Source organism: Lelliottia sp. AC1, from assembly GCF_023278595.1.
Taxonomy (GTDB): domain Bacteria; phylum Pseudomonadota; class Gammaproteobacteria; order Enterobacterales; family Enterobacteriaceae; genus Enterobacter; species Enterobacter nimipressuralis.
In genome coordinates, this window is record NZ_CP025699.1 from 3484996 (window position 1) to 3497478 (window position 12483).

General features: G+C 53.7%; 13 protein-coding genes. 5 read left to right on the forward strand and 8 right to left on the reverse strand.

Annotated features, from left to right (window positions below; all coding sequences use genetic code 11):
• Nucleotides 1-95 precede the first annotated feature (95 nt).
• The 4 genes from C0560_RS16535 to syd all read right to left on the reverse strand — a co-directional run bounded on the left by C0560_RS16535 (nt 96) and on the right by syd (nt 2848).
• Nucleotides 96-545, reverse strand: a complete 450-nt coding sequence (locus tag C0560_RS16535; RefSeq protein WP_100779111.1) for a flavodoxin — start codon at nt 543-545, stop codon at nt 96-98.
• 21 nt (nt 546-566) lie between these two features.
• Nucleotides 567-1346, reverse strand: coding sequence for a tRNA pseudouridine(65) synthase TruC (gene truC, locus C0560_RS16540; RefSeq protein WP_231275102.1), 780 nt, complete (start codon nt 1344-1346; stop codon nt 567-569).
• Nucleotides 1343-1672 carry a YqcC family protein gene (locus C0560_RS16545; protein WP_102104849.1) on the reverse strand — a complete coding sequence of 110 codons (330 nt, stop codon included), beginning with the start codon at nt 1670-1672 and terminating at the stop codon, nt 1343-1345. Before C0560_RS16545 ends, truC begins: the two co-directional genes overlap by 4 nt.
• Nucleotides 1673-2302: 630 nt before the next feature.
• Nucleotides 2303-2848: a SecY-interacting protein gene (gene syd / locus C0560_RS16550; protein WP_248859085.1), complete on the reverse strand. Its 546-nt coding sequence runs from the start codon at nt 2846-2848 to the stop codon at nt 2303-2305.
• Nucleotides 2849-2917: 69 nt separating this feature from the next.
• Here syd and queF point away from each other — a divergent pair, with 69 nt between their 5' ends.
• The 5 genes from queF to xni all read left to right on the forward strand — a co-directional run bounded on the left by queF (nt 2918) and on the right by xni (nt 9326).
• Nucleotides 2918-3760, forward strand: a complete 843-nt coding sequence (gene queF, locus C0560_RS16555) for an NADPH-dependent 7-cyano-7-deazaguanine reductase QueF (protein ID WP_248859086.1) — start codon at nt 2918-2920, stop codon at nt 3758-3760.
• Between the two features lie 109 nt (nt 3761-3869).
• Nucleotides 3870-5234: a nucleotide 5'-monophosphate nucleosidase PpnN gene (ppnN, locus tag C0560_RS16560; RefSeq protein ID WP_102104660.1), complete on the forward strand. Its 1365-nt coding sequence runs from the start codon at nt 3870-3872 to the stop codon at nt 5232-5234.
• Between the two features lie 509 nt (nt 5235-5743).
• The gene (locus C0560_RS16565; protein WP_100779106.1) at nt 5744-7033 is read left to right on the forward strand and encodes an HAAAP family serine/threonine permease; all 1290 of its coding nucleotides are present in this window, start codon (nt 5744-5746) and stop codon (nt 7031-7033) included.
• A 61-nt stretch (nt 7034-7094) separates the two neighbouring features.
• Nucleotides 7095-8462: an L-serine ammonia-lyase gene (locus C0560_RS16570; protein WP_248859087.1), complete on the forward strand. Its 1368-nt coding sequence runs from the start codon at nt 7095-7097 to the stop codon at nt 8460-8462.
• Nucleotides 8463-8570: 108 nt separating this feature from the next.
• Nucleotides 8571-9326 (forward strand): flap endonuclease Xni, encoded by a 756-nt coding sequence (gene xni / locus C0560_RS16575; RefSeq protein ID WP_248859088.1) that lies wholly within the window; start codon nt 8571-8573, stop codon nt 9324-9326.
• 74 nt (nt 9327-9400) lie between these two features.
• Here xni and rlmM read toward each other — a convergent pair whose 3' ends face one another.
• The 4 genes from rlmM to C0560_RS16595 all read right to left on the reverse strand — a co-directional run bounded on the left by rlmM (nt 9401) and on the right by C0560_RS16595 (nt 12426).
• Nucleotides 9401-10501, reverse strand: coding sequence for a 23S rRNA (cytidine(2498)-2'-O)-methyltransferase RlmM (gene rlmM, locus C0560_RS16580; protein WP_100779103.1), 1101 nt, complete (start codon nt 10499-10501; stop codon nt 9401-9403).
• The gene (locus C0560_RS16585; protein ID WP_100779102.1) at nt 10494-10889 is read right to left on the reverse strand and encodes a DUF423 domain-containing protein; all 396 of its coding nucleotides are present in this window, start codon (nt 10887-10889) and stop codon (nt 10494-10496) included. Before C0560_RS16585 ends, rlmM begins: the two co-directional genes overlap by 8 nt.
• Before the next feature lie 45 nt (nt 10890-10934).
• Entirely contained in the window at nt 10935-11849 is a 915-nt protein-coding gene (gene gcvA / locus C0560_RS16590) for a glycine cleavage system transcriptional regulator GcvA (protein WP_095283191.1), read from the reverse strand.
• Nucleotides 11850-12198: 349 nt separating this feature from the next.
• Nucleotides 12199-12426: a YgdI/YgdR family lipoprotein gene (locus C0560_RS16595; RefSeq protein WP_100779101.1), complete on the reverse strand. Its 228-nt coding sequence runs from the start codon at nt 12424-12426 to the stop codon at nt 12199-12201.
• Nucleotides 12427-12483: the final 57 nt, after the last annotated feature.

A 12483-nucleotide genomic window follows, 5' to 3' on the forward strand; every position in this document is an offset into this window, starting at 1 on the left:
GAGCCAGATTACCTGGCGGCGCTGCGCTTGCGCAGGCCTACATTGTAGGCCGAGGTTTGAGGCCGGGTAAGGCGTAACAGCCCCCCGGCGAAGGGTTATTTGAGCAACGCGCCCCACTGCTCAACCCATGGATTAGATTCGCTTTCTGGCTCCGGGTGTTCACCGGCGTCGATCAGCAGCATCTCACCCACGCGCTGCGCGCTTTGCTCCTGCAGCAGAGCGTCAAACTGCTTACCGCCCCCGCAGAAATGGGTGTAGCTGCTGTCACCGAGGGCGATAATGCCATAGCGCGTATCGGGCTGATAGCCCAACGTGTCTTTGATTGCCTGGAAGAGCGGCACAATGCTGTCTGGCAGATCGCCCTGCCCGGTTGTTGACGTCACCACCAGCACGTACTGATCTTTATATTTTTCCCAGTCGGAAAGAGTCGGATCTTCATAGACCGTCGCTTTATGACCCTGACTTAACAGAATCGCCTCGGCCTCCTCGGCCACCAGCAGCGAGTTACCGTACATTGTGCCGACAAAAATGCCTACTTCAGCCATGCTTCACTCCCTTCATTATCGCTATTGCTGTTCATCCTGAACGTTGCTCGCCACAAACTCAACCCTTTCATTTTCGGGGAGTTGTCCCATCCAGCCAAACTGTGACAGCGCCTGCATCCAGACGTCATCCAGCCCCGCACGGATCACCAGCGGCTCGCCGGTAAAGGGGTGGGTCAGGCTGAGTTGGCTGGCGTGCAGCATCAGGCGGTTGCAGCCAAAATGCTCCGCGGCGCTGCGGTTCTGGCGCAAATCGCCGTGCTTGCTGTCGCCAATGATCGGATGACGCAGATGGGAGAGATGGCGACGCAGCTGGTGCTTGCGCCCGGTATGAGGCTCAAGCTCCACCAGCCCGTAGCGCGTGGTCGGGAATTTACCCGTGGCAACGGGCATTTCGACCGTCGCCAGACCGCGATAATCTGTCACCGCAGGCTGCGGCTCTTTATCGTCACGGGCAAATTTATCGGCGATTTTATCCAGCTCTTCGACCAGCGGATAATCAAGCGTCGCTTCGTCCATCAGCCAGCCGCGCACGATGGCGTGATAACGTTTTTGAATCTGATGCTGTTCGAACTGCTGAGATAAAAGGCGTCCGGCTTCGCTGGAAAGCCCCATCAACAGGACGCCTGAGGTAGGCCTATCAAGACGGTGGACGGTAAACACGTGCTGACCAATCTGGTCACGCACGGTTTGCATCACCACCACTTTCTCATCGCGATCCAGCCAGCTACGGTGAACCAGCCAGCCAGACGGTTTGTTGACCGCGACCAGCCACTCGTCCTGGTAGAGGATCTCAATGGTCATGCCTGGCCGCCGGAAAACAGCGTGTCCAGGCGTTGCAGTTCGATCAGCACGACATCGCGCGCCGGGTGCTGCGCATCAAGCGCCATTTCATAATACGGGCAGATGGCAAAATCGTGGGGCAGCGGATGGCCACCATCCAGCAGCGCGTGCAGGCGCGGGATAAGCACCCACTGCAGCCATTCAAACGGCTCAAGGGTGTCCAGACAGAATGGCTGGGTGCTGGCGAAAGCCTCTTGCTGCGGCGCCGTTTCCTGCCACAGCTGATGGAGGCGCATCAGAGCTTCGATAGCGTGCAACTGCGCACGAACGCTGTCGTTATGCGTCATAAAAACCTCAACTGAAAAACTGAACGGCGCGCAGCATAGCATTCCGGGGCGCAGAAATAAAAAAAGGGAGCACTGTATAAACAGTGCTCCCGGTTCGTTTCGCAGCATTCCAGCTACAATTTGTGCTCCCTGCTCGTCCGTGACAACTTTTCCAGTGGCCGTGAGGCCTGATCGTCCGTAACCGCGCATCCTGCTCACATCATCCTGATGTGAATGTTTCATCATGAAACGTCCTGGCCTTCCTGACCCACCGGGCATCATGTCCGGTTCTCATTCTCCGTCCTGGAGGTGTCCCTTACGCATCCTGCGTGATCCTTTTGCTTCAGTCCTGAAGCCTTCCTGCCGCGCCATCCTGACGTGTCCTGTGTGAGTAACGTCATCATCCTGATGTTCGTTTCTCGTGTCGTCATCCTGTCGACGGGATATAGAATCCCCTATTACGCTTCGTCTTACAACCCACCTAATCAGGCTTACCGTTATCACTGTTGCGATGACAACGCGGCATTTACAATCTAACCATATGAAATAAATCGTTATTAAATGAATAACTGATTACGTCATGCGGTTATATGACGGCGATCTCTCACAAGCCTTGTAAGAGATCTCTCACAAAGTCTGTAGCATAACGGATTACAAAACGGGGTCGAGCTGATTAAGGAATGCCGCAAGTGAGGGGGCGAGAACATCGCGTTTGCGGGTGCCGAGCGTCTCTTTGATCACTTCGCCGTTCAGGTTAGCAACAGCGATCACATCCAGTTCGCTGTCGAGCGTCGCGATAAACAGCGTCGGTGCAAGCTTCAGGCGTTTTTGCGTCACCAGATGTCCAATCAAGTTCTCCTGAACTCGCTGGAAATCCTCTTCGCTCCAGGTCTGTAGCAGCATCATCGTTTGATTGCCGAAACGTGCGCGCATATCCCCGGCAAACTGTGTGGTGTAAAACGCATGAACGGCTGGTTGTACCACAATGTCCATGGCGCGCTCAACCGCATTTACATTCTGCTGTTCTGTGAAGGGCTGTGGCTGCCAGATGATTTTATCGTCGAGCGTCGTAATAATGCACGGGGACGGCACGCCGTATAACTCTTCACTTTGCGGCCATGTGTCATGCTGTTGATGCCATGCATCGCAGTAGCGCGCAGTGAACGCTGTCAGGGCATTTGCAGTCTCAATATCCACCGATTTCTCTCTTCACGTAAGACAGGATAAACTTGTGCCTATAGTTTACCTGCAAAGTGACAATGAAACATGTCTTACGAAAATCATCAGGCGTTATCAGGCTTAACGCTGGGCAAAACCACTGATTACCGCGATACCTACGACGCCACTCTGCTGCAGGGCGTTCCACGCAGCCTGAACCGCGATCCGCTTGGCCTGTCCGCGGATGCACTGCCGTTTGTCGGCGGTGATATCTGGACGCTTTACGAACTCTCCTGGCTCAACGCGCGCGGTTTGCCGCAGGTCGCCGTGGGCCACGTTGAGCTGGATTACGCCAGCGTGAATCTGGTGGAGTCCAAAAGCTTTAAGCTCTATCTCAACAGCTTTAACCAGACACGTTTTGACTCCTGGGAGAAGGTGCAGCGTACGCTGGCGCGCGATCTGAGTGCCTGCGCGCAGGGTGACGTGACCGTGGCGCTGTATCGTCTGAGTGAGCTGGAAGGTCAGCCAGTGGCGCATTTCCACGGCACCTGCATTGACGATCAGGAAATCGAAATTGAGAGCTACGAATTCAGCACCGATTATCTGCAAGACGCGGCGGGCGAAAAAGTCGTTGAAGAGACGCTGGTCAGCCACCTGCTGAAATCCAACTGTCTGATCACCCACCAGCCTGACTGGGGCTCAGTGCAAATTCAGTATCGCGGCCCGAAAATTGACCGGGAAAAACTGCTGCGTTATCTGGTGTCGTTCCGCCATCACAACGAGTTTCACGAGCAGTGCGTCGAGCGCATCTTCAATGATATCCAGCGCTTCTGCCAGCCGGAGAAACTGAGCGTATACGCCCGTTACACCCGTCGCGGCGGGCTGGACATTAACCCGTGGCGCACCAATACCGACTTTGTTCCGGCCACCGGACGCCTGGTTCGTCAGTAAATTTGTGAAATATGCGGGCTGTATTCCGCGTCTAAGGTTGTGAAACGTCATAAGCCAGGGCTATTGTAATCAGCAGGGAAAGAAGATCTTTATCCCGTAAGGAGCTCACTTGATTACACATATTAGCCCGCTTGGCTCAATGGATATGTTGTCGCAGCTGGAAGTGGACATGCTTAAACGCACGGCCAGCAGTGACCTGTATCAACTGTTTCGCAACTGTTCACTTGCCGTTCTGAACTCCGGAAGTCTGACAGATAACAGTAAAGAGTTGCTGTCTCGCTTTGAAAGCTTTGATATCAACGTGTTGCGCCGCGAGCGTGGCGTGAAGCTTGAAGTGATAAATCCGCCGGAAGAGGCCTTTGTTGATGGGCGGATCATTCGCTCTCTGCAGGCCAACCTGTTCGCCGTGTTGCGCGACATCCTGTTTGTTAACGGACAAATTCACAATGCCGGGCGCTTCCAGCACCTTAATCTGGAAAGCTCGGCACACATGACTAACCTGGTCTTTTCCATCCTGCGTAATGCTCGCGCTCTGCACGTTGGCGAGGCACCTAACATGGTTGTCTGCTGGGGCGGCCACTCCATTAACGAAACTGAATATCTCTACGCACGCCGCGTAGGCACCCAGCTCGGCCTGCGCGAACTGAATATCTGCACCGGTTGTGGTCCTGGCGCGATGGAAGCGCCAATGAAAGGCGCAGCGGTCGGCCACGCGCAGCAGCGCTATAAAGAAGGCCGTTTCATTGGTATGACGGAACCTTCCATTATCGCGGCCGAGCCACCGAACCCGCTGGTGAATGAGCTGATCATCATGCCGGATATCGAGAAACGTCTCGAAGCCTTCGTGCGTATCGCACACGGGATCATTATCTTCCCGGGCGGCGTCGGAACGGCGGAAGAGCTGCTTTATCTGCTGGGTATTCTGATGAACCCGGCGAATAAAAATCAGGTCTTGCCGCTTATCCTGACCGGGCCAAAAGAGAGTGCCGATTACTTCCGCGTGCTGGACGAGTTTATCGTGCACACCCTGGGCGAAGCGGCGCGCAGCCACTACCGCATTATCATTGACGATGCGGCAGAAGTGGCGCGTCAGATGAAAAAGGCCATGCCGCTGGTCAAAGAGAACCGCCGTGATACGGGCGATGCGTACAGCTTTAACTGGTCGATTCGTATCGCGCCAGACCTTCAGAAGCCGTTCGAACCATCCCACGAGAATATGGCAAACCTGAAACTGTATCCGGATCAGCCCGTTGAAGTGCTGGCCGCGGATCTGCGTCGTGCGTTCTCCGGCATCGTGGCCGGTAACGTGAAAGAGGTAGGCATTCGCGCCATCGAAGAGTTCGGTCCGTACAAAATCCACGGCGACAGCCAGATGATGCGCCGCATGGACGATCTGCTGCAGGGCTTTGTCGCCCAGCACCGTATGAAGCTGCCCGGCTCGGCCTATATCCCCTGTTACGAGATTTGCGCCTGACCATCAGTTGCTTTCACTCAATTTAAGCCGGGCACTGCCCGGCTTTTTCATTTCTTCTGATAAAACATAGGCATTACTTATCTTATTTACATTTCCGACACGGACGCAAACGATTACCTTGATTTTCAAACCGTGATTTATCAGCCTTAATCCAAATTACCTGCAAGAAAAAACTAAAAATCGCCATCTTTACAGCGGAAGCCACGTATCTCGCTGTCCGATCTTTCACGCCGTATGTCGTTAATGGTAGCCTTCGCGCCCGTAAATCCGCTTTGACGTTTTATTAACAGTTTTTTGGTCTAAATATGCCCACTTCAAAAGTGGATTATTGCATTTGGGATCAGGATCACTGATACATTCATTACTTAAATGTATCTTTCCGCCCGCCAATAGTTACGGGCAAAAATTATAAAAAAACCGTCATTGAACGAATTTCATATTACCGTCGGGCCCTTTTTCATCGGAATTGACTAAAAAGCCTGACTAATTGCTTCCTCCAGGAGAAATAGATGGAAACCACTCAAACCAGCACCATTGCTTCGACAGAATCCCGAAGTGGATGGCGCAAAACGGACACCATGTGGATGCTGGGCCTGTACGGTACAGCAATCGGCGCAGGTGTCCTGTTCCTGCCGATCAACGCAGGCGTTGGCGGTCTGATTCCGCTGATCATCATGGCTATCATTGCCTTCCCGATGACTTACTTTGCACACCGCGGCCTGACCCGTTTTGTGCTGTCCGGTAAAAACCCAGGCGAAGACATCACTGAAGTTGTTGAAGAGCACTTCGGCGTTGGCGCAGGTAAACTGATTACCCTGCTTTACTTCTTCGCGATTTACCCGATTCTGCTGGTTTACAGCGTGGCGATTACCAACACCGTTGAAAGCTTCATGACGCACCAGCTGCACATGACGCCACCACCGCGCGCTATTCTGTCTCTGATCCTGATCGTGGGTATGATGACCATCGTTCGTTTCGGCGAGCAGATGATCGTTAAAGCGATGAGCGTTCTGGTGTTCCCGTTCGTGATTGCCCTGATGGTGCTGGCTTTCTACCTGGTTCCACAGTGGAACGGTGCAGCGCTGGAAACCCTCTCCCTGAGCAGCGCATCGGCAACCGGTAACGGCCTGTTGATGACTCTGTGGCTGGCGATTCCGGTGATGGTCTTCTCCTTCAACCACTCCCCAATCATCTCCTCTTTCGCTGTGGCGAAACGTGAAGAGTACGGTCAGGGCGCAGAGAAGAAGTGCTCCAGCATCCTGGCTCGCGCTCACATCATGATGGTTATTACCGTAATGTTCTTCGTATTCAGCTGCGTACTGAGCCTCTCCCCGGCGGATCTGGCAGCAGCGAAAGCACAGAATATCTCGATTCTGTCTTACCTGGCTAACCACTTTAACGCACCGCTGATTGCCTGGATGGCGCCAATTATCGCGATTATCGCTATCACTAAATCCTTCCTCGGCCACTACCTTGGCGCACGTGAAGGCTTTAACGGTATGGTGATCAAATCCCTGCGCGGTAAAGGCAAAAGCATTGAAGTTAACAAACTGAACAAAATCACTGCACTGTTCATGCTGTTGACGACCTGGGCTGTGGCGACCATGAACCCGAGCATCCTCGGCATGATCGAAACCCTGGGCGGTCCAATCATCGCGATGATTCTGTTCCTGATGCCGATGTACGCGATTCAGAAAGTCCCGGCAATGCGTAAATACAGCGGCCACATCAGCAACGTCTTCGTTGTGATTATGGGTCTGATTGCCATCTCCGCGATTTTCTTCTCTCTGTTCAGCTAATACCTCGTGCGCCGTCTTCGGACGGCGCACTCCTCCTCTGACTGATAGCAAGGGACGCATCATGATTAGCGTATTCGATATCTTCAAAATCGGTATTGGACCTTCCAGCTCTCATACTGTCGGGCCAATGAAAGCCGGTAAACAATTCACGGATGACTTGATTTCACGCGGCATTCTGCACGACGTCACACGCGTGGTTGTCGATGTTTACGGCTCCCTGTCTCTGACGGGTAAAGGCCACCATACTGACATCGCCATTATTATGGGCCTGGCGGGGAATCTGCCGGACACCGTTGATATTGACGCAATTCCTGGATTCATTCAGGACGTGAATACTCATGGCCGCCTGCTGCTGGCAAACGGTGACCATGAAGTCGAGTTCCCGGTTGATAAGTGCATGAACTTCCATGCCGACAACCTCTCCCAGCATGAGAACGGTATGCGTATTACCGCGCTGGCAGGCGAAAAGGCGATTTACAGCCAAACCTATTACTCCATCGGCGGCGGTTTTATCGTCGACGAAGACCACTTTGGTCAGGCCAGCAACTCTTCCGTTGAGGTACCTTACCCGTACAAAAATGCGGCGGATTTACAGCGTCATTGTCAGGAAAGCGGCTTGTCACTTTCTGGTCTGATGATGAAAAATGAGCTGGCGTTACACAGCAAAGAAGAGCTGGAACAGCACTTCCAAAACGTCTGGGATGTGATGCGCGGCGGTATCGAGCGCGGCATCACCACCGAAGGCGTGCTGCCGGGCAAACTGCGCGTGCCGCGTCGTGCTGCGGCATTGCGTCGTATGTTAGTGAGCACTGATAAAACCACCACCGACCCGATGGCGGTCGTTGACTGGATCAACATGTTCGCGCTGGCGGTTAACGAAGAAAACGCCGCTGGCGGGCGTGTGGTTACCGCACCGACTAACGGCGCGTGCGGTATCGTTCCGGCGGTGCTGGCGTACTACGATAAGTTTATCCGTGAAGTGAACGCTAACTCGCTGGCGCGCTATCTGCTCGTCACCAGCGCGATTGGCTCACTGTATAAGATGAATGCCTCGATCTCTGGCGCTGAAGTGGGCTGCCAGGGTGAAGTCGGCGTGGCTTGTTCCATGGCGGCAGCGGGTCTGACGGAACTGCTGGGCGGTAGCCCAACGCAGGTCTGTATCGCGGCGGAAATCGGCATGGAGCACAACCTCGGACTGACCTGTGACCCGGTTGCTGGTCAGGTGCAGGTACCGTGCATCGAGCGTAACGCGATTGCCTCCGTTAAAGCGGTGAACGCCGCGCGGATGGCCCTGCGCCGTACCAGTGAGCCGCGCGTTTGCCTCGATAAGGTTATCGAAACCATGTACGAGACCGGCAAAGATATGAATGCCAAATACCGCGAAACCTCTCGCGGCGGGCTGGCCATGAAAATTGTGACCTGCGATTAAACCTGTGCGCCTCGCTTTTGCGAGGCGCCTTCCCAATTCCCACCCCTCTCGTAGTTTCATCCTGCTGACAGTGTTACCCTTTATTCATTAACAGAAGGGAGATTATCTGTGGCTGTTCATTTGCTTATTGTCGACGCGCTCAACCTGATTCGCCGTATTCATGCGGTGCAAGGCACACCCTGCAAGGACACTTGCCTGCATGCGCTGGAGCAGCTTATTCGCCACAGCCAGCCCACTCACGCAGTGGCCGTTTTCGACGACGAAGCGCGTAACACAGGCTGGCGGCACCAGCGTTTACCGGATTACAAAGCCGGACGCGCACCGATGCCCGACGATCTCCACGCCGAAATGCCCGCCATTCGTGCCGCCTTTGAAATGCGCGGTGTACCGTGCTGGGGCGCGCATGGCAACGAAGCCGATGACCTGGCTGCGACGCTGGCGATAAAAGTTGCGGGCGCCGGGCATCAGGCCACCATCGTCTCCACCGACAAGGGCTACTGCCAGCTACTCTCACCGGCCATTCGTATTCGCGATTACTTTCAAAAGCGCTGGCTCGACGCCCCTTTTATCGCCAGTGAATTTGGCGTCTCGCCGCAGCAGCTGCCTGACTACTGGGGGCTTGCCGGGATCAGCAGCTCGAAAGTGCCGGGCGTGGTCGGGATTGGCCCCAAAAGTGCTGCGCAGCTGTTAACGGATTTTCAGGATCTGGAGGGGATTTACGCCCATCTGGAGAATGTTCCCGAGAAGTGGCGCAAGAAGCTGGAAGCGCATAAAGAGATGGCGTTTATCTGCCGGGATGTGGCGCGGTTACAGACGGATTTGCAGTTAGACGGGAATTTGCAGCAGTTGAGGCTGGAGCGGTAGGTTCAGGGCAGAAAGTTGCCGGGGGCCTTGAGTGTGCCCGGTAAGCATAGCGCTACCGGGCACATAGACAGGCGTTATCGCTCGTCGCGACGTCCACCCACGGCAGCCCACCAGCGGCGGACGTGTACCGTCACTTCTTCACGGTCGTGATAAAGCTGACGCGCCTGGATTTCAGCATTGATCCCCTGGGCATTCAGCTGTTCCTGGATATACGCCAGATTCTGGGAGACCTCTTCATAGCGCTTTTTCATCGGCAGCTTAAGGTTGAAGATCGTCTCTCGACACCAGCCGTTCACCAGCCAGGTGGCCATCAGCGCGGCCACTTTCGCCGGTTTCTCCACCATATCGCACACCATCCAGGTGATGTTGTTACGGGTCGGGCGATAGCGGAAACCATCTTCACGCAGCCAGGTCACCTGCCCGGTATCCATCAGGCTTTGCGCCATAGGGCCGTTATCGACAGACGAAACCCACATGTTGCGTTTGACCAGCTGATAGGTCCAGCCGCCAGGGCAAGCTCCCAGATCCACGGCATACATCCCGTTCGCCAAACGCTCATCCCACTCATCGGCAGGAATAAAGACGTGGAAGGCCTCTTCCAGTTTGAGCGTAGAACGGCTTGGCGCATCGGACGGGAATTTAAGACGCGGGATACCCATATAAAACGGCGAGTTGTTCGTCGTGTAAGAGTAACCGGTGTAACAACAGCCCGGCGCAATAAAGAAGACATGCACCACCGGACGTTTTGGCGTCTCGTAGTTTGTGAGCACGCCCACCTCACGCAGCGCAGCGCGCAGCGGAACGGTGAACTTGCGGCAAAACTTCATCAGCTCTTTGCTTTCGTTGGTGTCAGCCACTTCAACACGCAGATCGCCACCCTTCTCCACCACACCCTGCAGCATGCCAGAGATAGGGGAAATACGATCTTCTGGCGGCAAATCGGTCAGCAGTTCGCCCGCGGCAAACATCTGACGGGCAAAAATCAACGAGCTGAACGGTAACTTGCTAACGATCTTATCCGCATCGTCAGGCTGATAGCATTCGAACACCACATAGCCCGAGTGCTCTTTGACGCGGGCAAAGCCGAAGACTTCCAGACGTGACGCTTTGTCAGTAATTTCCGCGGCGCACTCTTTCTCAAACCCCGGGCGACAATATAAAACAACCTTACTCATGAACAACGCCCCTGCGTTTCAGACGGATAGCTCCGATAAACATCAATACCCACCCGGCGAGGAAACTGACGCCGCCGACGGGTGTAACAAACGCCCAAAGGCGCAAATGTGAAAGTGCGAGGCAGTACAAACTGCCGCTGAACAGAACGGTCCCCAGTGCGAGGAATACGCTGCTCCAGTAGAACCAAATGCTAATGCGACGCTGCATTGCCACCGCCAGCCCAAAAATAGCCAGCGTGTGAAATGCCTGATACTCAAGGCCGGTTTGAATCCAGCCCATTTCGACGACCCCTAAGGTCTTGCTCAACACATGCGCGCCGAACGCGCCCAGTGCGACAAAAATAAAGCCACTCACCGCGGCAAAAATCAGCATGAAACGGCTGGTCATGTTTCTGTCCTAAAGTTATGCGTGCCCGGCACACAAAAGAGATGATTACTCATAACGAAAGCGGAATTTTTCTTGTTCATGTGCCGCCTTCGCCAGTATCCACTGCCGGAAGGCGGCTATTTTACCCAGTTCTGCCTGACTGTCATGACAAACCAGATAAAACGCATTCTTGCTGACCAGAACATCATTAAACGGACAGACCAGGCGGCCTGCCTCAATTTCGGACTGCGCCATCACGTTGTTTGCCAACGCCACGCCCTGTCCGTGAATGGCAGCCTGTAACACCATCGCACTGTGGCTAAAGATAGGGCCATGCTGCACATTAATATGATTAAGACCCAACTGGCGGGTATAAGTTTGCCAGTCGCGGCGAGAAGCATCATGTAAAAGTGTATGTTGCGCCAGATCGGCAGGCGTTTTCAACGCTTTGTCGCCCGTCAGCAGCAGCGGCGAGCACACCGGCAGGAGATATTCTGCGTATAATTTTTCAACACGCAAGCCCGGCCAGTTGCCGCGACCATAAAAAATAGCGACGTCGACATCGTCCGCCAGTTTGTCTTCCTGACGGTCCACCGCCTGGATCCTGACGTCGATTCCCGGATAAGCTGAGTTAAAGCTAGAGAGTCGTGGCACCAGCCAGTGAATGGCAAAACTGGGCAGTAAACTGACCGTCAGCGCACCTTTAGCGCTTCGCGCCTGCAGTTTGCGCGTCGCCTCAGTGAGCTGGGAAAAAATGTCTTTGATATCCTGAAAATAGCTCTGCCCTTCTTCCGTCAGAAGCAGGGAGCGGTTGCGACGGCGAAACAGCTTAAGCCCCAGGAAATCCTCCAGAGACTTGATTTGATGACTTACTGCGGCCTGCGTCACAAAAAGCTCATCGGCCGCGCGCGTGAAGCTCAGATGGCGTGCTGCAGCATCAAAAACGCGTAATGCATTTAGGGGTGGTAATCGCTTCGACATGGGTATTAGGCTTAGATGTTAAAGGTATTTAACACATAGGAAACAACGTTTAACCTATTAGTTTTTTTTATCTGAGCCATTATAATTTGTCCGTTGAGGAACTACCAGCAAATACCTATAGTGGCGGCACTTCCTGAGCCGGAACGAAAAGCTTTTTTTGGAATGCGTGTTCTGAAGGGCTTTTGGCTTACGGTTGTGATGTTGTGTTGTTGTGTTTGCAATTGGTCTGCAATTCAGATCACGGTAGCGAAGCTACCCTTTTTTCACTTCCTGTACATTTACCCTGTCTGTCCATAGTGATTAATGTAGCACCGCCTATTTGCGGTGCTTTTTTTTGGTCTAAAATCTGTTACTTATCCAGTTCAACCATCTCTTTCACGTCAGTACGGTTGATCTGCTGCTTGTTCCCGTTCGCATCTTTATACGAGATCATCCCGGTCTCATTATCGGTTTTTGGCTTCCCGTCAGAGACGATAGTTCGGCCATCATTGGTATGCATCACGTAGTTGTTACCAGAACAGGCGCTCAGGGCAAAAGTAAATACACAGGCAGAAATGATTGCGGCAGTCTTGTTCATAATTTTCTCCTTTAGCAATTAATGCTATTCAATCCTAGTTTTAAAACAGGCTAAAAC

Excerpts from the sequence above, each read along its gene's own strand:
- C0560_RS16565 (WP_100779106.1), top strand. The coding sequence starts at position 5,744 with ATGGAAACCACTCAAACCAGCACCATTGCTTCGACAGAATCCCGAAGT.
- gcvA (WP_095283191.1), bottom strand. The coding sequence starts at position 11,849 with ATGTCGAAGCGATTACCACCCCTAAATGCATTACGCGTTTTTGATGCT.
- C0560_RS16585 (WP_100779102.1), bottom strand. The coding sequence starts at position 10,889 with ATGACCAGCCGTTTCATGCTGATTTTTGCCGCGGTGAGTGGCTTTATT.
- truC (WP_231275102.1), bottom strand. The coding sequence starts at position 1,346 with ATGACCATTGAGATCCTCTACCAGGACGAGTGGCTGGTCGCGGTCAAC.
- C0560_RS16545 (WP_102104849.1), bottom strand. The coding sequence starts at position 1,672 with ATGACGCATAACGACAGCGTTCGTGCGCAGTTGCACGCTATCGAAGCT.
- C0560_RS16570 (WP_248859087.1), top strand. The coding sequence starts at position 7,095 with ATGATTAGCGTATTCGATATCTTCAAAATCGGTATTGGACCTTCCAGC.
- queF (WP_248859086.1), top strand. The coding sequence starts at position 2,918 with ATGTCTTACGAAAATCATCAGGCGTTATCAGGCTTAACGCTGGGCAAA.
- C0560_RS16535 (WP_100779111.1), bottom strand. The coding sequence starts at position 545 with ATGGCTGAAGTAGGCATTTTTGTCGGCACAATGTACGGTAACTCGCTG.
- C0560_RS16595 (WP_100779101.1), bottom strand. The coding sequence starts at position 12,426 with ATGAACAAGACTGCCGCAATCATTTCTGCCTGTGTATTTACTTTTGCC.
- rlmM (WP_100779103.1), bottom strand. The coding sequence starts at position 10,501 with ATGAGTAAGGTTGTTTTATATTGTCGCCCGGGGTTTGAGAAAGAGTGC.